This window comes from Pseudovibrio sp. POLY-S9 (assembly GCF_001431305.1).
Lineage (GTDB): Bacteria > Pseudomonadota > Alphaproteobacteria > Rhizobiales > Stappiaceae > Pseudovibrio.
This window is the reverse complement of sequence record NZ_LCWX01000023.1, coordinates 9,665-29,481: the sequence shown is the minus strand read 5'-3', so window position 1 is coordinate 29,481 and position 19,817 is coordinate 9,665. Positions and strand designations below refer to the sequence as shown.

20 protein-coding genes and 2 pseudogenes are annotated in these 19,817 nt (G+C 49.8%); 10 read left to right on the top strand and 12 right to left on the bottom strand.

The features are described from left to right. A pseudogene (locus PPL9_RS32910) lies at positions 1 to 243 on the top strand (amidophosphoribosyltransferase); the annotation flags it as partial. Between the two features lie 5 nt (positions 244 to 248). Next, a complete protein-coding gene (locus tag PPL9_RS01265; RefSeq protein ID WP_057460947.1) occupies positions 249 to 995 on the top strand; it encodes an SDR family NAD(P)-dependent oxidoreductase in 747 nt (248 codons plus the stop codon). Positions 996 to 1,067: 72 nt separating this feature from the next. On the opposite strand, the gene PPL9_RS01260 is transcribed toward PPL9_RS01265, so the two are convergent. The 6 genes from PPL9_RS01260 to PPL9_RS01235 form a co-directional block, all read right to left on the bottom strand. Further along, positions 1,068 to 1,850 carry an inositol monophosphatase family protein gene (locus PPL9_RS01260; protein WP_057460946.1) on the bottom strand — a complete coding sequence of 261 codons (783 nt, stop codon included), beginning with the start codon at positions 1,848 to 1,850 and terminating at the stop codon, positions 1,068 to 1,070. A 218-nt stretch (positions 1,851 to 2,068) separates the two neighbouring features. Beyond that, entirely contained in the window at positions 2,069 to 3,475 is a 1,407-nt protein-coding gene (gene der / locus PPL9_RS01255) for a ribosome biogenesis GTPase Der (protein WP_057460945.1), read from the bottom strand. Positions 3,476 to 3,598: 123 nt separating this feature from the next. Continuing rightward, the gene (locus tag PPL9_RS01250) at positions 3,599 to 4,945 is read right to left on the bottom strand and encodes a PQQ-binding-like beta-propeller repeat protein (RefSeq protein ID WP_057460944.1); all 1,347 of its coding nucleotides are present in this window, start codon (positions 4,943 to 4,945) and stop codon (positions 3,599 to 3,601) included. Continuing rightward, positions 4,946 to 5,617 (bottom strand): tetratricopeptide repeat protein, encoded by a 672-nt coding sequence (locus tag PPL9_RS01245; protein WP_057460943.1) that lies wholly within the window; start codon positions 5,615 to 5,617, stop codon positions 4,946 to 4,948. 227 nt (positions 5,618 to 5,844) lie between these two features. Next, a complete protein-coding gene (locus tag PPL9_RS01240; RefSeq protein WP_057460942.1) occupies positions 5,845 to 6,423 on the bottom strand; it encodes an NnrU family protein in 579 nt (192 codons plus the stop codon). A 168-nt stretch (positions 6,424 to 6,591) separates the two neighbouring features. After that, a complete protein-coding gene (locus tag PPL9_RS01235) occupies positions 6,592 to 7,170 on the bottom strand; it encodes an NnrU family protein (RefSeq protein ID WP_057460941.1) in 579 nt (192 codons plus the stop codon). Positions 7,171 to 7,448: 278 nt separating this feature from the next. On the opposite strand from PPL9_RS01235, the gene PPL9_RS01230 reads away from it, so the two are divergent. Both PPL9_RS01230 and PPL9_RS01225 read left to right on the top strand, forming a co-directional pair. Then, positions 7,449 to 7,757, top strand: coding sequence for a PilZ domain-containing protein (locus tag PPL9_RS01230; RefSeq protein WP_057460940.1), 309 nt, complete (start codon positions 7,449 to 7,451; stop codon positions 7,755 to 7,757). A gap of 106 nt (positions 7,758 to 7,863) precedes the next feature. After that, entirely contained in the window at positions 7,864 to 8,205 is a 342-nt protein-coding gene (locus PPL9_RS01225; RefSeq protein ID WP_057460962.1) for a TraR/DksA family transcriptional regulator, read from the top strand. 16 nt (positions 8,206 to 8,221) lie between these two features. Here PPL9_RS01225 and PPL9_RS01220 read toward each other — a convergent pair whose 3' ends face one another. The 4 genes from PPL9_RS01220 to PPL9_RS01205 all read right to left on the bottom strand — a co-directional run bounded on the left by PPL9_RS01220 (position 8,222) and on the right by PPL9_RS01205 (position 11,998). Then, positions 8,222 to 8,908, bottom strand: coding sequence for a hypothetical protein (locus PPL9_RS01220; protein ID WP_057460939.1), 687 nt, complete (start codon positions 8,906 to 8,908; stop codon positions 8,222 to 8,224). Between the two features lie 150 nt (positions 8,909 to 9,058). After that, complete coding sequence (locus PPL9_RS01215) at positions 9,059 to 9,697, bottom strand: class I SAM-dependent methyltransferase (RefSeq protein ID WP_057460938.1); 639 nt, start codon at positions 9,695 to 9,697, stop codon at positions 9,059 to 9,061. 140 nt (positions 9,698 to 9,837) lie between these two features. Continuing rightward, positions 9,838 to 11,388: a glutamine-hydrolyzing GMP synthase gene (gene guaA, locus PPL9_RS01210; RefSeq protein ID WP_057460937.1), complete on the bottom strand. Its 1,551-nt coding sequence runs from the start codon at positions 11,386 to 11,388 to the stop codon at positions 9,838 to 9,840. 115 nt (positions 11,389 to 11,503) lie between these two features. Then, complete coding sequence (locus PPL9_RS01205; RefSeq protein ID WP_057460936.1) at positions 11,504 to 11,998, bottom strand: MarR family transcriptional regulator; 495 nt, start codon at positions 11,996 to 11,998, stop codon at positions 11,504 to 11,506. 308 nt (positions 11,999 to 12,306) lie between these two features. Here PPL9_RS01205 and PPL9_RS01200 point away from each other — a divergent pair, with 308 nt between their 5' ends. Beyond that, on the top strand, positions 12,307 to 13,530 hold the full coding sequence (locus PPL9_RS01200) for a tetratricopeptide repeat protein (RefSeq protein ID WP_057460935.1): 1,224 nt from the start codon (positions 12,307 to 12,309) through the stop codon (positions 13,528 to 13,530). A gap of 80 nt (positions 13,531 to 13,610) precedes the next feature. Here PPL9_RS01200 and PPL9_RS01195 read toward each other — a convergent pair whose 3' ends face one another. Then, positions 13,611 to 14,903 carry an RsmB/NOP family class I SAM-dependent RNA methyltransferase gene (locus PPL9_RS01195; protein WP_057460934.1) on the bottom strand — a complete coding sequence of 431 codons (1,293 nt, stop codon included), beginning with the start codon at positions 14,901 to 14,903 and terminating at the stop codon, positions 13,611 to 13,613. 303 nt (positions 14,904 to 15,206) lie between these two features. Here PPL9_RS01195 and PPL9_RS01190 point away from each other — a divergent pair, with 303 nt between their 5' ends. Continuing rightward, complete coding sequence (locus PPL9_RS01190; protein ID WP_057460933.1) at positions 15,207 to 15,503, top strand: hypothetical protein; 297 nt, start codon at positions 15,207 to 15,209, stop codon at positions 15,501 to 15,503. A 67-nt stretch (positions 15,504 to 15,570) separates the two neighbouring features. On the opposite strand, the gene PPL9_RS01185 is transcribed toward PPL9_RS01190, so the two are convergent. After that, positions 15,571 to 17,601 (bottom strand): methyl-accepting chemotaxis protein, encoded by a 2,031-nt coding sequence (locus tag PPL9_RS01185; protein WP_057460932.1) that lies wholly within the window; start codon positions 17,599 to 17,601, stop codon positions 15,571 to 15,573. Positions 17,602 to 18,164: 563 nt separating this feature from the next. Between PPL9_RS01185 and PPL9_RS01180 the strand changes: the two genes are divergently transcribed. The 4 genes and pseudogenes from PPL9_RS01180 to PPL9_RS32260 form a co-directional block, all read left to right on the top strand. Next, entirely contained in the window at positions 18,165 to 18,431 is a 267-nt protein-coding gene (locus PPL9_RS01180; RefSeq protein WP_057460931.1) for a DUF2312 domain-containing protein, read from the top strand. Between the two features lie 2 nt (positions 18,432 to 18,433). Continuing rightward, entirely contained in the window at positions 18,434 to 19,003 is a 570-nt protein-coding gene (locus PPL9_RS01175; RefSeq protein WP_057460930.1) for a hypothetical protein, read from the top strand. Beyond that, positions 19,000 to 19,191: a helix-turn-helix domain-containing protein gene (locus tag PPL9_RS34660; RefSeq protein WP_082596447.1), complete on the top strand. Its 192-nt coding sequence runs from the start codon at positions 19,000 to 19,002 to the stop codon at positions 19,189 to 19,191. The genes PPL9_RS01175 and PPL9_RS34660 overlap by 4 nt, the downstream gene beginning before the upstream one ends. Before the next feature lie 293 nt (positions 19,192 to 19,484). Beyond that, positions 19,485 to 19,817, top strand: a pseudogene (locus tag PPL9_RS32260) (hypothetical protein); the annotation flags it as partial.

Sequence of the window (19,817 nt, the reverse complement as noted above, 5' to 3'; positions counted from 1 at the left end):
CGCGAAAAGCTGCTGGCTGCCAAGTATGACCTTGAAGGCATGCGCAAGTACATTGGCGCAGATACCCTTGCCTTCCTGAGCATTGACGGCGTCTACCGTGCCATGGGCCATGAGAATGGCCGTGACAACGAGAACCCGCAGTTCACTGATCACTGCTTTACCGGGGACTATCCGACCCCGCTTACAGATCTGTCTGACGATGTGGACACACGTCAGGCTCCCCGCCTTGTAGAAACTGGTTAAGTTCAATGAGTTCGAAAAGACTTGAAGGTCGTGTTGCTGTTGTCACGGGAGCCTCCCGTGGCATTGGCTATTTTGCTGCAAAAAAGCTTGCTGAAGAAGGTGCGCATATTGTTGCGATCGCACGGACTGTTGGCGGACTGGAAGAACTGGATGACGAGATCCAGAAGGCCGGTAGCTCAGCTACGCTTGTGCCAGTTGACCTGACTGATTTCGACGCGATTGACCGTTTGGGCGCTGCTATCTTTGAACGCTGGAAAAAGCTCGACATTCTTGTCGGTAACGCCGGTATTCTCGGCCCGACTTCTCCATTGGGTCATGTGGACCCGAAGAAGTTCGATGACGTGATGAAAATCAACGTGACTGCGAACTGGCGTCTTATTCGTTCGCTTGATCCACTGCTACGTCAGTCCGATGCGGGCCGTACGGTCTTCCTGACCTCAGGAGCGCCACATAAGTGCCGCGCCTATTGGGGACCATACTCCATGTCAAAAGCGGCTCTGGAGGCGCTAGTACGCACGTATGTGAACGAAACGCAGAAGACCAGCGTTAAGTCCATGCTCATCAATCCAGGCCCGATGCGGACTGGCATGCGTGCGAAAGCAATGCCGGGCGAAGACCCAAAGACCCTGCTGCATCCTTCTGAGATCTCTGAGGACATCGTGCGCTTCTGTCTTCCAGAAAGTCAGGAAAATGGTCGCCTCTACGATTTCCCGAGCAAAGAACTGAGGGACTTCGTGCAGCTGACCAGCTAAACGGCATAAGCCTACAAATACGAAAAAGCCCCGGTGATGAGCCGGGGCTTTTTTTGCGCTATCTAAGGTGCTTTAGATGAAGCAGTTATCAGTTAGCGCTTTGGTCTGATCAAATACACCCGGACAAGCAGCAACAACTTTACAGCCGTTCATGACTGCGTTGGCGACGTCAATTTCCTGACACTTCCCGCCAGCTTCTTCCAAAAGGAGCAAACCTGCCATGCAGTCCCAGGAGTTCATGTGCTCTTCGATATAACCGATGAGACGACCAGAAGCAGCATATGCCAGCATAAGACCACCGGACGCGTTGCGGAAAAAGATCCCACCTTCATCCAGCAGTGCATCAACTGCGCTTTTGACAGCCTGATTGCGCCCACGTGCACTGAAGCCCAGACCGATTGACCCATTGGACAATGAATCGCTCGTGGACACTTTCATTGGCGTACCGTTGAGTGTTGCCCCTTTGCCTTTTTCAGCTGCAAACAATTCATCAGCACACGGATCATAAGTGACGCCAATGTATTTCTCGCCATTTTTGACACAGGCAATGATCACACACCACTGTGGAATGCCGGAGACAAAGTTCGCCGTACCGTCTATCGGGTCGATGATCCAGGTATACTCAGAAGTACCCTGTTTGGGATCACCCTCTTCTCCCACGATGCTGTCATCTGGAAATGCTTCGGCAATAGCTTTGCGAACAAGAATTTCGGTATCGCGATCGGCCTCGGAGACCATGTCCTGATGACCTTTACTCTCAATATTGAGGGTTTCCAAACGCGTAAAATATTCGTGCGCATAGGCACCAGCGCGCTTAACCAGAGCGTTGGCAAACGTAAAACGGTCTTGTGACATGATAATCCTATTAAATGTAGGGAATGCGGAAAGAGAGCGCGATTAAAAGCAGATTCAGGAAGAATTGCAACTTATTAACGGCACTGACTGATACTTCTAGAGAAAAATTCAAGTCCGCGACAGTGGTCAGAACCCTGACAGTTCCTGGTTCTCCGGGACTTGGCAAAATAAAAGGGCAGCTGACTGCTGCCCTTTTATGAAATTAAGTGAAAGCGAAATCACCTTCTCTTCTTGTGGTATGGATTGTCGCCTTTTCTGTAGGACAGACGAATGGGCGTTCCTTTGATGTCAAAACGCTCGCGAATACCATTCACAAGATAACGGGTGTAGCTCTCCGGCAGATTGTCTGGCTTGGAGCAGAACACCACGAAATGCGGTGGACGTGTCTTTGGCTGTGTCATAAAACGCAAGCGTACACGACGTCCAGACACTGCTGGCGGCGGATGGTGGATCAGAACACCTTCCAGCCAGCGGTTGAGGCCAGATGTACCAACGCGCTTGTTCCACATCTCGTAAGACCGGAAAACAGCCTGCATGAGCTTATCGAGGCCCTGCCCGTTGATGCCGGACATGGTGACAATCTCAACACCACGTAGCTGATTCAGATAGCGTGCTTGTGAATCCTTGATATGACCCCAAGCATCCTCACGATCCTCAATCAAATCCCACTTATTGAGTGCAATAACGATTGCGCGACCTTCACGGGCACACAGATCGATGATCTGCAAATCCTGCTTTTCGAAGGAGATGGTGGCATCGAGCGTTACAACAACAACTTCAGCAAACTTGATTGCGCGAAGGGCGTCCGCAACGGAGAGCTTTTCCAGCTTTTCCTGAACGCGTGCTTTTTTGCGGATACCTGCAGTGTCGAACACCTTCACATGGTGATCCTGCCATTCCCACTCAACAGAGATACTGTCGCGTGTGATGCCAGCTTCAGGTCCGGTCAGAAGGCGCTCTTCACCCAACATCTGGTTGATGAGAGTAGACTTGCCTGCGTTTGGACGGCCAACAATTGCCATGCGCAAAGGGCGTTCGAGTGTGCCAACCGGCTCGTCGATCTCTTCATCCTCTACATCAACATCTGTACGTGCTTCAGTAAATTCGGAAGAACCTTCCATCTCGTCTGCAGCATCTACAATCGGGCGCAGAAAATCATAAAGCTCGGACAGGCCTTCTCCGTGTTCCGCAGAAAGAGGAACAGGATCACCCAAACCAAGCGTGAACGCATCATAGAGACCGCCATCGCCTGCTTTGCCTTCCGCCTTGTTGGCGCAAAGAATTACAGGGGTGTCGGCTCGGCGAAGAAGGTTCGCAAAGTGCTCATCAAGCGGCATCAAGCCAGCGCGTGCATCAATAAGGAATAAGCATGCATCCGCATCCCGGATTGCTTCTTCTGTTTGAGCGCGCATACGCCCTTCGAGGCTTGCTGCCTCTGCTTCTTCCAGGCCGGCAGTATCAACGATCTTGAATCGCAGATCGCCCAAGCGTGCATCACCGGACCGACGGTCACGGGTCACACCTGGGGTATCATCAACAAGCGCTAAGCGCTTGCCTACAAGGCGATTGAAGAGCGTCGACTTGCCAACATTAGGTCTGCCAATAATGGCGACTGTCGCAGTCACGCGAATACTCCTCGTCTGGTATGCAGCATTTAGAGTAGTTCGCCTTATGCGCCCTACTCTAAGCTTTTATTTTTTAACGTATCCCAGTTTCGAAAACCGGTATCCACTTTCCGTAGGACACGTTTAGTTCAGCGCTGCAACCGCTCCGTCACTGGTAAGGACGACCATACGTCCACCAGCGACAATTGGTGATACAAATACGCCACTGGTCACTTTCCGCGATGCGGATGCCTGACCGGTTTTTGCATTCACAGATGCAAGATAACCGTTGCTGGACATGGCGATCAGCTGGCCGTTGGCCAGAATTGGACCTGCCCAGTTGACATTCTTGGCGTCGCTTTCGCCAGTTGGCAACTTGGCACTCCAGATAAGGTTGCCGGTCTTACTTGAGATTGCATGCAATTTATCATCCAACCCGATCAAGAATACCGTACCGCCGGAAACAACCGGAGTATGTACGGCACCAAAATCAGCCTCCCACAAACGCTCGCCATCTTTCAGAGCAATGCCCAGTGTGCGTCCAGCAACGGAGGTTGCAATAACCTTGTTGCCTTCAATGACCGGGCTTGCAGAAACATCTGTCAGGCCAGAGAGCGCGCGTGTACGGAAGGACCGTGCAACGGTATCGATCCATTTAGGCTCACCGCTGTTAATGTCAAGTGCCATAACCTCGCCTGAGGAAAACGGCACAACAACAGTGTTGCCTGAAATTGCCGGATTTGCAGAGGAAAGCAGGCCTGCTTGCTCTGCGATGCCAGCGAATGACCATGCCTGTTCCCCATCTGACTGGTTGAGGCCGATCACTTCATTGTCTTGTGTTACAACGACAACTTTGCCATTGGCCGCTGCTGGCGCACCGCGAACCGGTGTTTCCAGTTGCTTGGTCCAAAGGACGTTGCCACCTTTATCAAGTGCATAAACATTGCGGTATGCGGTTGCGACAAAGATCTTGCCACCGTCAAGCACGACACCACCACCTGCGGCAACTTCATTCTCGCCTTCCAGACCCAGGTTCTTTGTGAAGACCTTGGCGCCACCAGTTGTCAGAGCAACGAGGTTGCCATCCGACTTATAGACGTAGATGCGCTGGCCATCAGAAACCGGACGCGCTGCGGTGCGCGGGTTGCTGGAGCCGATACCAAAGAAGCCGGGAGAACGGACCTGACCGATGCTCGACGACCATGCAACACCACCGCTCACATTGATTGCGATGTTGCCCGGATCATTGCTCTTAGGACCAGCAGCGGTTGGCCAGGTTGACCCACCTGTCGCCGCACCGATCTTGGCATCTCCACCTGTTGCAGATGGCTTTAATGCGCCTTGATACAGTGGCTGACGGTCTCCCTCAAGAAACTCATCATCGCCGCCGAATGGATTTAGACTGGAAAGAGAAGAACAACCAGCCAGCGTCAGCGCAAGCGCGCCGGTTCCAATCAAAGCCTTCCAAGACTTTCTTTTGGTCTCGCTCACTTATTCAGTCCCCTTTTCGTCTTTGCCCAATGCAGAGGTAATTAGTTCAAGATAAATTTGTGCGCGTCCGGAAACATCTGACGGAGCGGCTGCATCATTCACAATTTCGCTGAAGCGCGTGCGAGCTGCATCCAGATTACCAGCCTTGTACTCAGCAGCGCCCAGAATTTCCAAAGCAGAAAAACGCCATGTGTTACCAGCAACAGCCAGGACTTCTGTGTGTTTTTTCACCGCGGCAAGGTCGCCGTTATCCAGCAGCAGATAAGCAGCCCGGATGTTGGCGAGGCCCTTGTAAATGATTGGTGTGGCACTGTCAGCGGCGACCGCTTCAAAAGCCTTGATGGCTTCGTCAGGTTTATCTTCCAGTACCAACTCGGTTCCAATGCGCATCTTGGCCATCATAGGATAACCGCCAATGCTGCCTTCCATGGAAACGAAAGCTGCCTGTGCTTCGGTGTAGTTGCCTGCGTCTGAAAGCTTGATAGCCTCCAGAAATTCAGTGCCTGCAGCCTGAGACTGTTTGTTCTGCCAGTACTCATAGCCGCGAAAACCTGCGGTACCTACAACGATAAGACCTGCTGTCAGGTATACAACCGGAGCAAAGCGCTTCCAAAGCTTTGAAAACTGGTCGCTTCTTACTTCTTCATCGACTTCGCGAAAAATGTCGGACATAACTTCAAATGTTCCTGCAGCAACGATTCTTAGGTTCGTGGTATCCCAATGGGCGGCGTCACATTAAAACTAAGAGAGCCGCAGGCAAACCTCTTTCTCTACCTCTTTCAACCGATTAGTGGCTTTATTAGGGCAGTGAAAGAGTTTTCCCTGCCAACATTTACAAGTGTAATTGCCAAGAGAGACCACTTTGATGTCTGTCTTGAAACCTTACCCCATGCAAAAGGTCAAGCTATGATCGGTACCCCGATCAAAATTGCATGTAGTTTCCACACGAACAGGCCGTAGAAAATCAAACCGAGGCCTACGGAAATCACATCGTTTCGCGTTGCGTTTGGGTAGTCCCGACTTGGTGGATTGATACGCTCGCGGCGGGCAATGGTAATTCTTACAAGAATTGCCCAGATCAAAAATGAGCCAAACAACAGCACAGAGTAAGGTTCACCGTTTGCAAACAAGTGAGCCACAGCCCAAAGCTTTGTTGCATTGATCAACGGGTGCTTGGTGACGCGTGTGATATTACCTTTCAATTGAGAGGCAAAGAAGAGTGGAAAAACAGGCAGCATCAACAGCATGGTGACGTGACGGCCCCAGCTTGGTGCGACATACCATGGCGCATAATCACCATTCCAGGCGGTACCGAAGCCATAGACGATTGCGACCAGAGCACCCAATGAAATGAGCGTGTACAGTCCGCGATATCCGTTGAACGACAGACGTTGAACCAACGTGTCCCGAAGCGCCGAGAACGACGGGATCAAATGCACCGCAAAAAATGCGGTGAGGCCTGAAATCAATAATGCCATAAATTGTTCTCCCCCAAGATCAATTGAGGGCAAAGGTATTTCACAGAGTGCTTAATTGCAAAACAATCTTTGGATCAGTCAAAATACTCAGCCTAAAGCAAAACCGGGTGCGCAACTGATCAGTCACGCACCCGGTTTTGCTGAAACACTCGCGATTTGAGAGTTTGCTTAAGTCAGGATCGGCATACCGATCAGCAGCGCATGTAGTTTCCAGACAAACAAACCGTAGAGGAGCATGCCCAACACAACGCTGATGATGTCATTGCGCAGAGCGTGTGGGAACTCTTCGACTGCAGTGTTTTTGCGATTGAATTTCTTCAAGGAGATCCGCGCCCAGATCGCCCAGACAAGAAAGCCACCGAACAAAGCAACGGAATATGGCTCACCATTGACCAGTAGATGGGAGATTGCCCAGATCTTTACCGCCAGAATAACGGGGTCTTTGGTCCACTTGGCGATGTTACCGCGAATAAATTTTGCAAAAACCAGAATGAAGACTGGTAAGAGCAACGTCATAGCCAGATGACGTAGCCAGAATGGCGTTACGTACAGCGGAAACAGGTCTTCCTCACGCGCCAGAACGAAGCCGTAGATCATGGAGAAAAGGCCTGTCAGCACGATCAGTGAGTAAATCGCCCGGTATGGTTTCAGTCCAATGCGCTGAACGACTGAGTCACGAAACCCAGGAAAAGATGGGACGAAGTGAATTCCCAGAAAGATGAATAGCCCAACTAATAACAGCGTCATCGAGTGACCCTTTAGATTTGTATTTTACGTTAAAGCCCCTAGATAGGCTTGTGCACTGTGACCATACGCAGTGAAATATCAATAAGCCTGATCGTCCCTGCGTAAGGTGTTTTATACATTTACCCAATTCTTTTTCGCAGAACCCTTGAGCTCATGCTGCTTTTCTCGCTAAATCAGGGTGAGTTGTTTATCTGCATATATCATAACTTGACTGTTTGACTCCTATATTTGCGCAAGATCTAAGGTTTCACAAACAGAAACAGTGCCTGGAAAGTTCTATGTCCGAAAGTGACAGTGCAACAGAAACTAGTGAACGTCGCCGCGTTCGCCGTCGGCGTACGCTTAAGGAAGGGCGCATTGTTTTCGCGAGCCAGTCGATGGTTTTCGACTGTGTTATTCGAGATTTGTCCGATTTTGGTGCCCGCTTGAAGATGGAAACAACGATCGATATTCCCGATGAGTTTACACTCTATCTGGTTCACCTGCGCCAGCGCGTGCAAACCGAAGTCCGCTGGAGGACAGCGGATACACTGGGTGTAGAGTTTGTGGGCGAAAAAGAAACTGTTTCCAGCCTGATGAAAATCTAGTCCACTCCCTTAAACGCCCACTATGTTGGGCGTTTTGTTTTGCTTGCACAGTTTCTCAATTCGCGCTCATACTGACTACCTGAAGGTTTGGGCGGGAGATGATCTGATGACACTGGCTCTCAATGATGCAGAGACGTTACTTCTTGCACGAAAGGCGGAACTGACAGAACTCACTGCTATCTCTGAGGGAGACCGTGCAACGGTTGCGCTTGACCAACAGTCCGTTGGCCGCCTCTCCCGCATGGACGCTATACAACGGCAAGCGATGGCTCAAGCCAATGACCGCCAACGCGCCAGAGAACTTCAGCGGATCGATAGCGCCCTGCAGCGGATCAAAGAGGAGGAGTACGGCTTCTGCCTTGAATGCGGAGACGACATTCCCGAAGCCCGACTACGCGTAGACCCAGCCGCTCTTTACTGTGTGAGTTGCGCAAAGCTGTTTGGGTAGCGTTCAACAAAAAACCTCACGTCACAACCAACACATTCTTTTTTAGAATGAAAAGCCAAGCTTTCAGATCTTTGTTATCTTTTTGAACACTTTCAAAAGATGTACTAATTTGGTGCCCAAACCAATCAGCAAAAACGTAAGGCATAACGTTGGGTTTCACCCCAAAGGGATCCATTTCTCCTGCCCATTGAGGTCCATGAGCATTGGTGTGTTCAATGATCACAACGCCACCCTGGTGGATTTGGTTGAGCCATGTTGTCAAAGCTTTGCGGGGGTTCCAACCTTGGTCCAATGAGTTGGAGTAAATGAAATCGAATTTATTCTTCCACTCTTCTTTTTCATCATGAAAATCCCACTCAATTGAGCGCTCAAATTGCTTTGCAGTAGGAGAAATATCAGTCCCAAAAACATCAAACTTGTCATCTTCAGACAAATAATTCTGCTCAAAACCATTTCGAGAACCATGACAGATACCGGAAAAAGATCTTTTTGATACTTCTTTGGATACGATATCTTTGACGAGCGTCAGCGTTGTCTTATCAGCCCAGATATTTTGCAACTTTTTCTTATTATAAAAAATTTGCGTTTCTTTATATGTCTCATAGGAGTCATACTGGTGCAGATAAAAATCCAAGTCGTTCTTGGGGTTATCTAACTTAGCCTTTTTTTTCTTTTTAAATAGACGCAGAGTTGGCATTGTCATTGAAGTATCCACCCTTTGGCGAGTTCAACAGTTGGCCAGATCATCCCACTCATCATATCGCTTCTCAAACCACATGATTTTGGACTAAGTCTGTTGAAGGGCTGATACCCTGAGGATTGGGCATCGCTTAACCTTCACGCGTCTTGCATACTAACGCACTCGCCAAATTGTACTGACACCCTTCTTATTTTCTCTTGCCCAGACAAGATCAAACTCTGAAGCCATCATTGAGAGGCCGTCTGTCTTACGGCGTAGGTCGAGGTAGATGATGCTCTGTTTTCTGGTAACTTGCTTCAATGTTTCAAAATACGTTGAAATTGGAAAATGCCAACCGTAAGCGAGAAAAGACACAACGACATCAAAAGTACCATCAGGAAACGCGTTATGATCCAAATTGATAAGACTGACGTTTTCAGGTGCAATCCCATTGAGCTGCAAATTTTCGGCTGTGCGCGTCAGGTCGTTGTATATTTCTGCATGAAGCTTAAAACCATATTTGATTTCTGTGTCTTTGCCATCTTTGTCTAAGCCGACGAAACAATGATCCGCCCCATAAAGCTCCTTTAAAACGAGCAGGCCAAATCCGAGGCCGCAGCCGATATCCAGAAAACGCCCTTTCGCAGCAAGACCCGGGACGTGATCCTTCAACATTCGGACAGCTTTGGCAATGTGTTTTCGGTATAGATGGAGGACTGCGTCTTCATCTTTGCCAATCAAATCGGTTCGCTGGCAAAGCAAGAGTTCTCTATGCTGCTCAGTTAGATACAACTCGGCATCAGGTAAATCCATTAACAACTGCCTCCACATACCAAAACATCAGATAGTATGAACGAACTTATGAAATTGGAAATCCGCGCAAAATTGCAATCCGAGTTGATCACTAGATAAGAAAAAACCGGGAAAGTTGCCCTCCCCGGTTTCTGATAAGTTTATTCCCACTCAATGGTTCCTGGAGGCTTTGAGGTCACATCATAGACGACGCGGTTGATACCGCGGACTTCATTGATGATGCGGGTTGCCGCCCGGCCAAGGAATTCCATGTCATAGTGATAGAAATCTGCAGTCATGCCATCAACCGAGGTCACTGCGCGCAGGGCACAGACGAACTCGTAGGTGCGACCATCGCCCATAACGCCAACGGTTTGAACTGGCAGCAGAACAGCGAATGCCTGCCAGATGGCGTCGTAGAGACCAGCTTTGCGGATTTCATCCAGATAGATGGCATCTGCCTGACGCAGGATATCCAGTTTCTCACGCGTGATACCGCCCGGACAGCGGATCGCAAGACCCGGACCTGGGAATGGGTGGCGTCCAATGAAGCTGTCTGGCAGACCTAGTTCGCGACCAAGATCACGAACTTCGTCCTTGAACAGCTCACGAAGTGGCTCAACCAGCTGCATGTTCATGCGCTCTGGCAAGCCGCCCACATTGTGGTGTGACTTGATGGTCACGGATGGACCGCCCGTGAAGGAAACACTCTCAATCACATCAGGATACAACGTGCCCTGTGCGAGGAAGTCTGCGCCGCCAAGCTTTTTCGCTTCTTCTTCGAAAACTTCAATGAAGAGCCTGCCGATGGTTTTGCGTTTGACTTCCGGATCGCTCTCGCCTTCCAGCTGACCAATGAACAGATCAGCAGCATCCACATGAACCAACGGGATGTTGTAGTGATCACGGAACATGGACAGGACCTGCTCCGTTTCACCCATGCGCATCAAACCGTGATCAACATAGATACAAGTGAGCTGGTCGCCGATTGCTTCATGGATCAGCACTGCTGCAACAGAACTGTCAACACCGCCAGACAAGCCGCAGATGACTTTTTTGTCGCCAACTTGCTGACGAATACTCTCTACCGCCTGCTGGCGGTATTCAGCCATTGTCCAGTCGCCTGAGCAACCTGCAATCTTATGCGTAAAGTTCTCGATGAGCTTCGCACCATCGGGAGTGTGAACCACTTCTGGGTGGAACATAACACCATATTGCTTTTTGGCTTCATTTGCATAAGCAGCAAATGGTGCACCTTCAGAGGTTGCAATTGCCTCAAAACCTTCGGGCAGCTCGACAACACGGTCACCATGGCTCATCCAAACCTGATGTTTGGAGCCAATTTCGTCCCAAACCCCATCAAATAGTGGGCTTTTCCCTTTAATTTCAAGGAAGGCGCGGCCAAACTCGCGATGATCAGAGCCTTCCGCTTTGCCGCCATTCTGGACACAAAGGGTCATCTGACCATAACAGATTCCGAGGACAGGAATGCCTGCCTCGAATACGATCTGGGGTGCGCGTGGGCTCCCCATTTCAGTCGTGGATGCCGGACCACCTGACAGGATCACCGCCTTTGGATTCATCTCCTTAAAAGCAGCTTCTGCAGACTGGAACGGAACGATCTCGGAGTACACACCAGACTCGCGCACACGGCGCGCGATCAGCTGAGTGACCTGAGAACCAAAATCAATAATGAGGATGCGGTCTGTCATGCGCAGCTTCTACTCTGTGCGCATTGATTTGGAAAGGTCTTTTACGCGGAAAAATCGAGGTTCCGTTAAGGGCAGATGATGTTTTTCTGTGTGCTTTGTCCGAAGGTCCAGTCAGCTACAATATCGACTGCTCGTGTTCTTCGATACGGCTCATCATTTGCCCCAATCTGATGCGCTCCTGCACATCTAACTGTGGCAGTAGATTCTTCTCAAGCTGTTCAAGTTGGGCCTCAAGAGCTCGCAAAACAACGCGTCCATCTTCTGCCAAGTTCAAACGGACAAGGCGACGATCTCGAGGGTGCTCATGTTTTTTGATAAGATTTGCTTCTGACAGGCGCTTTACAGCACGCGATACAGCCACCGTATCCAGTCCAATAACTGGCCCCAGCTCTCGTACAGACACCGCACCCATCCGCTCCAGTGCACTCAGTACGAGCCACGAGGGAAGCGATAAACCATATTGCTTCTGTAAATGCTCGGAAAGCCGGCGCTCAATAAAGCGGCCAGTCGCGATGATGCGCAGAGGCAAATAGTTCAACAACTCGACGTTATGTTCGTCTTCAAACAAACTTGCCTGTGTCGTTATTTTCGCACGGTATTTCTCCGCCATAACCCTTTGCCCTGCGTCGGATGCTTTGCTTCATTCCATTGACCGATAAGAAAACGGAAAATGGTTAAGCTGTCTTGAATATTGGTGATTTTTCCCAGGCACTAGCCCCTGAATGTGGTTTTGATGCGTTCAATATCATCTATCCACGCCTTCCTTCAGGATCAACCCGTTCCACCTTTGACGCTGATTTGCCAACCGCTTAGGCTTCATCGTGCATAGATACGAATTTGATTCGCAGAATTGCCTGTCAGCAGATCCATCCGAATGGATCTACGGGCGGCACTGCCCAACGAGGGGGTCCGTAAAAGATGACAGAGACACTGCGCGGTACACCGGACACTAACGCCCGGCAAGAAAAAATCAATGCTGCACTTGATGCTATTGCCTACCTGGAACAGGACGAGCGCTTTGATGAAGTGATCCCAGTCTATCAGGATCTTGTTGGACGCTACCCTGATGACGTAGAGCTTCTTTTCAAGATGGCAACGATTATGTTGCGCAATGGAGATTTGCGGGAATCTGTCGCCCATTTGCGTAAAGTGTTGTTCATGAAGCCAGAACACTTGGCTGCACGCTCCAACATGGGTAATGCGCTGCTTTTGCTGGGGTATCTGGAACAAGCTAAAGAAGCCTTTGATGCGGTGGTGGAAGCTGAGCCGGAGAACCGGAATGCGCTTTATGGGCTTGCAACCATTTTGATCAAGATGCATGGGCATGCAGAAGCAGAACCGTATGCCCGACGCCTTGTTCGACTGATCCCAAACAGTGCCCCTGCTCTTTCACTTCTTGGCGATGCTTTGAGTGCGGAGACCAAGGCGGAAGCGGCAACCCTGAACTATCGGGCTGCGCTCAGAGTTGACTCACAATATGTTCCTGCTCTGGTCGGCCTCGCAAAGCTGCTCATCATTCGCAAAAAGAGTGAGGAAGCACTGGCGCATCTGGACAAGGCTCATGACCTGCAGCCCCGCAATGTCGAAGTGCTTGTCGCAATGGGGCACGCGTACTTGCTGGAAGAAAACACCTCCAGTGCAGTAGAGAGCTTTGAGCTGGCTCATGCGTGTGAACCTGAGAACGCGGCTGCGCTCGTTCATCTGAGCATTGGCAAGCGCAAACTTGGTCTTGTTTATGCCGGAGTTTATCACGCGGCTGCCGCATGGCGGCTTGCACCAGGCAATAAGCAAGTCAGCAACGCACTTGGCGCAGCTCTTGCCGCAGCTGGTGCCACTGATGCCGCTCGCGATGTCTTGACCTCTTCATCCAGAAACAGTCAGTTTTTGGATGCGACTGAAGCAGCGATCAAAGAGGTCGAATATCTTGCTGAGCAAGGTTATGAGCGGCCTGTTCGTGAGGAAAAAGTTGCACCTGAGCCTTCAGAGCACAGCAAAAGCATAGAAGCCAGAGCTTTGGAAGAGGCCGGTGAAAGCGTATTTGAGGCACAGAGTGAAGATGCCGCTTCTGAAGAGCTGGCGGAAGATGTCGTCAAGGGTAAATCTGAGGTACCTGATGAGCATGAAGAGAAAGCCTCCAGCTAATCACATGGTTTGTTTGCCGTTTCGAAGCATGTCGCATTTCATATGCGACATGCTTTTTTATTAAAGCCAAGGTGCTGATATCAAATACGTTCCATCATCGCGATGAAGAAGCCATCAGTACCGGTATGATAAGGCGTCAGAGTGATCATACCGCCATCCTTAAACAGTGGACGACGGGATGCTATTGCACCAAAATGCTCTTCCCAAACCGGCGCCAAATCAACAAGCTTGAAGTTAGCGTGTTTTTTAAGGAAGGCTTTGACTTGCAACTGATTTTCCGCTGGCACCAAAGAGCAAGTTGCATAAATCAGCTTGCCACCTGAACGCACAAAGCGTGTCGCAGTTTCCAGAACCTGAGCTTGATCTTCAACACGTCCATTTAGAGCGTTTTCCGTTACACGCCACTTGGTATCTGGCCGACGACGCCATACGCCAGTACCTGAACAAGGAGCATCCACGAACACGCGATCCATCTTGCCTTCGCAGATATCAAGAGAGCCGGTTTGCGGGTCAATCGTCTGGATATTTCGCACCCCTGCGCGGGCCATACGGTCATAAAGTGGCGCTAGACGCGTCTTATGGGCATCATAAGCGTAGATCTGTCCTTTGTTCTGCATCTGCGCAGCCAAAGCGAGGCTTTTACCGCCCCCACCTGCACATAGATCCAAAACCTGTTCACCCGGCTGAGCACCTGACAGGATAGATGCGATCTGAGAGGCCTCATCCTGCAATTCAAACCAGCCTTTGCGAAAGCTCTCTTCGGCCTGAACGTGAGGTGATTTGCGCGGCCCAATTACAGGTTCAAGACGAACGCCTACAGGAGACAAGCCACTTACTTCTGGATTAAGGTGAGACAAACGCTTGAGGACTTTTTCCTGCGAGCTTTTGACAGTGTTCACGCGCATATCAATCGGCGCACGTTCAGAAAGAGAACGCCCAACTGCCAGCGTCTCGTCACCAAAGTTATCCTGAAAGTGCGACCAGAGCCATTCCGGAACATTTGCTGAGATCTGGTCGTTATCGCCGACTTGCTTGTTTTCAATCAATGCGTCACGTTCAGCGTCTGATAGCGGTTCTGGTGCGTGACGGTCTTCTTCCATCACCTGCTCCAGCTTTTCCACCTGATTGCCCCAGCCCCAGATGTAGGTTGCTAAAACAAGCGCGCGCGCACTGTCAGATCCCATCGCCTGAGCATGGGAGAGTTTGTGGCGCAGTGCATCAAACACCAGATTGCCGATAGCAACCCGATCACCGGATCCTGCAAACCTATGCTTGTTGCCCCAGTCCTTCAGGGCTTCCTGCACAGGACGGCGGCGCTCATTAATCTCTGTCAGCACTTCAATTGCAGCCGCAATTCGTCCACCGTCGCGCATGAATGATCCTTAATTCCGTGAATTCTATTTTACGATTTATTTGTTTGGCTTTGCAGCGTGTATGCCAATACTCAAGGCTTTTCAATAGTGCATAGCATGTGTGAGGCAAACCTCACATCAACTCATTCAACAATTTCTTGGTTGTTGCATAACTCATATATGTTGAATTTAGCAGATAACAGTAAAAATACAGATATTTACGGCCTGCTTCCGCTACCTCATGACACATAGCATATTTTAATAAAAACGTAGATCCTGCCTCGCAACTCATCAGATCACTGTAAACAATGCGTGTTGCGTTTCATGTTTTATCAGGTCTCCATCTTTCTGCTTGGCAATGCAATATTGTATTTCCTGAAAGCAGACCTCATCGGTGCTTCGATTGCATCCAACTCATCAGTTGGTTTGAAGCAGAACCACTACGTGTTTGCAGCAGGCGCATTTACCATGGATGCGTTGCTCTCTTCGGTTCTGACACTGGGATGCCTTGCTCTTCTGGAACTGGCATCTTCTGTCTCGGCAACATGGTATTACTCAGTGGTGTGCCTTTTGACATATTTAAGCATCCTGAGCTTCTTCACTCTCAGAATTCACCGATAACTACGACATAAAAAATGGCTCACCCGAAACCGGAATGAGCCATCTAAATATTAGCATTTGATTGTTATCAGGCGCTTTTTACATTGCGCAAGAAGCTTGCAATGTTGTCCCGCAACAGGTCTGCTTGCTTATTCAGGATCTGAGAGGATGACAGAACCTGACTTGCAGTTGCGCTGGTTTCTGATGCGGCAGATGATACACCCGCCATGCTTTCAGCAACATTTTGAGTGCCTACAGCTGCTTGCTGCACGTTCTCACTAATCTCAGTGGTTGCTGCCCCCTGCTGCTCAACAGCAGCTGCGATAGTTGCTGTGATATCATTGACGTCAGACATGGTTTTGGTGATCGCGCTGATTGCGCCAACGGCTTCCTGAGACGAATTCTGAATGCCTACAATCTGGCTGGAGATTTCTTCGGTCGCCTTTGAGGTCTGATTGGCCAACTCTTTCACTTCAGCTGCAACAACAGCAAAGCCCTTGCCAGCTTCGCCGGCACGAGCTGCCTCAATGGTCGCATTCAGAGCCAACAAGTTGGTTTGCTCTGCGATCGCTTGGATGAGTGTGACCACTTCACCAATACGCTGCGCAGCACTATCCAGACTGGAGACTTTATCATTTGTGACCTGGGCCGTAGATGTAGCATCTGCGACGACTTTCTGAGTCTGACCGACCTGGCGACTAATCTCATCAATGGATGCGGCCAGCTCTTCTGCTGCCGACGCAACCGTTTGTACATTGGTAGACGCTTCCTCAGAAGAGGCCGCAGCCGTTGTTGACTGCTCAGTGGCATGCTCAGCGATACCGGTCAGTGCCTTTGCAGAGACTTCCATTTCAGTTGAGTTATCCGCGACTGTCGTCAGACTTTCCTGAATGGTCTCATCAAAGTCTGTAATGAGCTCATCAATATGCTTTTGGCGAAGTGCACGGGCTTCCTGCTCCTGTTCGGATTCACTTTGCAGATTCATGCGCTCAACTGCATTGCTGACAAAGACTTCCAAAGCCTTCGCCATCTGTCCGATCTCGTCTTTACGGTCAGTGAAGGCAACGGGCTCATCTACATTGCCCTTTGTCAGAGAGTTCATCCGTGCAGTGATACCGACAACAGGTCTTGCAATGGAAGAGCCAACAAACCAGAGAACGACGACACCAAAGGCAAGGCAGATAAGCGCCGTAATGATAGCGTTGTTTCGTGTTGCGTTGGCAGCTGCGAGCAGTTCTGACTTATCCACGGAGACAATTGCGGACCAGACCTGCTCTGTACCACGCAGTGTCAGCGGATAGGTCGCTATTTCCTTATCACCAAGCTCAACAACAGTTGGCTGCGTACCTGCCTCAGTGAGGAGTTGAGCAATCTCTGCTGGGATTTCTTCGCCTTTCAACTCCGAATTGGAGTGAGCTACCCATTTGCTATCGTTGCTAACGAGGCCGACAAACCCACTTTTGAATTTTCTGGAAGCTTCCAGACTTGCGATCAAGCCGTTGAGGAACACGTCGCCAGTGATAACACCAATTGCATTACCATTGCTATTGAAGACAGGTGACGACATGGAGACAGCCATTACGGTGTCCCCTTGTGATTCAAAACTGTACGGCGGTGTGACAACGTCATGCCCAAGCCTGAGGGGAAGACCATACCAGCTATCAGCATCAGCTTCGTCCGCACCTGCAATACGCCACCCAACGTTGCCATCCTTGCGAGAGAAGTAAGGTGAGAAACGGCCGGTTTTCCCAGAGTAGTCCTGACCAGCGTGACTAGCATCTTCGCCAATCATATTTGGCTCGAAGGAGGTGGTCAGGCCATCAATGGACGGATTGTTGGCAAAGAAGTCTCGGGCGATCTGGGCGATCTGCTCACGAGTTAGATCGGCATGGCGCAGTGTTTGCTCGAGTTGGTCTGCAAAACTTGCCGTGATGATTTGTGCTTCACTAATTGTTTGATTGGCCAGATCTGCTTGAACCTGGGCATTCTCAATAAGTAATTCCTGACCGGCCTCTTCTGAGGAATTGGACATAAGGACGGAAACAACTGTGATAAGTGCAATAAAGCCAAGCAAAAACACGGCATTCGCAGCGGCGAATATCCTTAGGCGCAGTGACATGATTATTTTCCATTGAATTAGTTCAATTTATTCTCAACCTCTCTATCCCTGAAAAATTAATTGCAACTTAAGTCTAGTTCTTTTCAAAGGAAATCTAGTAATACATTTTGACGCACTCAACCGGGATCTATTTAAACCATTGCATTATATAAATTAATTGCCTCAAACGAATATCTGATCAATATACAAAAATAAATTCTCTACGTGAGTTCACTTTGGATATAGGTGAATATTTATATTCGATATGCACGCATCACATATCTAAAAAATCAACTATGGCGCGCATTTCGATACTTCAAATTACTTTGCCGGCGAAATTTAATCTAATATATTAGCTCAGTTCCGCGCCTTTACAGCACTAGGCCAAGAAGCGCAATTACACCCACACTGCAGGTCAGATCATCTATCTACCTTCTAAATGGCCGTTTCGGCCGTGGCTATGACAAAGCGCCAGCTGAACTGTAGCCAACCATCCTCACCATCTCAAGGCTGGAACATGCTGCTCGTTCAGCGAGAAGCAATCAATCTTAGAACCCTTTCAACCCACATCACGGGACACCCAAATGGCAGATGCAGGCGGCGGCGCAGTCGGGCAACTCAGAGCCTTTGTAGAGTGTATTGAGCGCCTCGAAGAAGAAAAGGCCATCCTCGCAGATGACATCAAGGACGTTTACGCAGAAGCCAAGGGCAACGGCTTTGACGTGAAAGTCATGTGCAAAATCGTATCCCTTCGCAAACGCAAACCTCATGAGAGCGAGGAAAAAGAAGCGATCCTCGATCTCTACCTCGACGCCCTCGGCATGACAGGTCCTGTCGCGGAGAATGCTTAAGCATGACAGAGCCGATGAACTTCATTCCGTTGCCAGAGGGCAACTACATCAACCTGACACCCCCGGCCTCCTCCAGGATCACCTGGCGTACTCTGGGCATTGTGTTGGGCCACGTGGCTGCCCTGCACAATCTGACGGATACGTTCCTTTCGCAGGCGCAGTTCAACATAATGGCAGCGCGGTTCACACCGCGCGCTCTCCGGCCCTTGATGATGACGACCGGCCTACAGGTCATCCTGGCGCATCTGGCTTACACGGAAGCTGAATGCGATCAGGCTCAAACATTGGTGCACCGTCCAACCGGTGGCCTGTGTGAGCTGGCAAAAGCTTTGAGTGAGCTCATTCCGCGTCCGGACAAGCTAAGCATGGTTGAAACCGCCAAGCTGGAGGAGATCCGCCGAGCAGCGGTAACGACCACCCTCAACCAACTCTCCCGCAGAAGCATGTCAGGCCCAACCCTGCCGTCAACCTCCACCATCATACCCCAAAGCCCTGAAATGGCCGCTCTGGACTGGGCGGAGATGATGGAAGAGAGCTGTGCAAACTTCCAACCGAAAGGGGTAGCCGCATGAACCCGATCGAACTTCTCACCACAGCAGAAGCCGCAGACCACCTGAGAATTTCCCCGCAAACCCTAAACATATGGCGCTGCAAGGGAACGGGACCTGCGTTCTGCAAAATCGGGCGCACCGTACGCTACACTACTGAAGCGCTTCAAGAGTACCTTATCCAAAACACCTGCAGGCACACGGGAGGTTGAAACCCTCCCCTACAATCAGTCGCGTGAAACAGCATCCAGAACAAGGAGGCCAATCCAGGGAAAACCAAAGCTCTGGAAGTACTTAAGAAAATCAATACTGAAATTTGCACAGATTTACACCGAATGACTCATACATGTAAAATATACGAAGAACACCCTTACCTAATATAAGTAATGATTAAATATATTAATGAATACTATTTATGTAAATAAATATTGCAAGAATCATATTTAATTTTATACTTACATGATTGCTTTTATATTAAAGGATGTAGAAAATGTGTAAATTATGCATGATGAATCAACTACATGTAACTGCAGAAAGCATATCCTACAACTCAAGCGTAACGGAGCAAAAAGCGGCCCTCAGCGCGCAAGCTGCCGATCAGGTTACAACACAGGTCGAAGTGGCGGATTTCTTAGCAAATACTCTAGTCTTGAATGAGGGAGAAGATGCTGACGCAGGGCCGTCGACGCAATACCTCATTGCCGCAGGGGATAGCTTTTCAGGTACACTTGAAACCAATGGGGACCGCGACTGGGTGGCGATCGACCTTAGTGCGGGATCAAATTATACGATCAACCTTAATGGGAGCGGAGCTGCGCCGGTTACAGATACTTATTTA

Excerpts from the sequence above, each read along its gene's own strand:
- PPL9_RS01200 (WP_057460935.1), top strand. The coding sequence starts at position 12,307 with ATGACAGAGACACTGCGCGGTACACCGGACACTAACGCCCGGCAAGAA.
- PPL9_RS01245 (WP_057460943.1), bottom strand. The coding sequence starts at position 5,617 with ATGTCCGACATTTTTCGCGAAGTCGATGAAGAAGTAAGAAGCGACCAG.
- PPL9_RS01190 (WP_057460933.1), top strand. The coding sequence starts at position 15,207 with ATGTTTTATCAGGTCTCCATCTTTCTGCTTGGCAATGCAATATTGTAT.
- PPL9_RS01235 (WP_057460941.1), bottom strand. The coding sequence starts at position 7,170 with ATGACGCTGTTATTAGTTGGGCTATTCATCTTTCTGGGAATTCACTTC.
- PPL9_RS34660 (WP_082596447.1), top strand. The coding sequence starts at position 19,000 with ATGAACCCGATCGAACTTCTCACCACAGCAGAAGCCGCAGACCACCTG.
- PPL9_RS01240 (WP_057460942.1), bottom strand. The coding sequence starts at position 6,423 with ATGGCATTATTGATTTCAGGCCTCACCGCATTTTTTGCGGTGCATTTG.
- guaA (WP_057460937.1), bottom strand. The coding sequence starts at position 11,388 with ATGACAGACCGCATCCTCATTATTGATTTTGGTTCTCAGGTCACTCAG.
- PPL9_RS01180 (WP_057460931.1), top strand. The coding sequence starts at position 18,165 with ATGGCAGATGCAGGCGGCGGCGCAGTCGGGCAACTCAGAGCCTTTGTA.
- PPL9_RS01260 (WP_057460946.1), bottom strand. The coding sequence starts at position 1,850 with ATGTCACAAGACCGTTTTACGTTTGCCAACGCTCTGGTTAAGCGCGCT.
- PPL9_RS01205 (WP_057460936.1), bottom strand. The coding sequence starts at position 11,998 with ATGGCGGAGAAATACCGTGCGAAAATAACGACACAGGCAAGTTTGTTT.
- PPL9_RS01215 (WP_057460938.1), bottom strand. The coding sequence starts at position 9,697 with ATGGATTTACCTGATGCCGAGTTGTATCTAACTGAGCAGCATAGAGAA.
- PPL9_RS01175 (WP_057460930.1), top strand. The coding sequence starts at position 18,434 with ATGACAGAGCCGATGAACTTCATTCCGTTGCCAGAGGGCAACTACATC.
- PPL9_RS01185 (WP_057460932.1), bottom strand. The coding sequence starts at position 17,601 with ATGTCACTGCGCCTAAGGATATTCGCCGCTGCGAATGCCGTGTTTTTG.
- PPL9_RS01265 (WP_057460947.1), top strand. The coding sequence starts at position 249 with ATGAGTTCGAAAAGACTTGAAGGTCGTGTTGCTGTTGTCACGGGAGCC.
- PPL9_RS01220 (WP_057460939.1), bottom strand. The coding sequence starts at position 8,908 with ATGACAATGCCAACTCTGCGTCTATTTAAAAAGAAAAAAAAGGCTAAG.
- PPL9_RS01230 (WP_057460940.1), top strand. The coding sequence starts at position 7,449 with ATGTCCGAAAGTGACAGTGCAACAGAAACTAGTGAACGTCGCCGCGTT.
- PPL9_RS01225 (WP_057460962.1), top strand. The coding sequence starts at position 7,864 with ATGACACTGGCTCTCAATGATGCAGAGACGTTACTTCTTGCACGAAAG.
- PPL9_RS01195 (WP_057460934.1), bottom strand. The coding sequence starts at position 14,903 with ATGCGCGACGGTGGACGAATTGCGGCTGCAATTGAAGTGCTGACAGAG.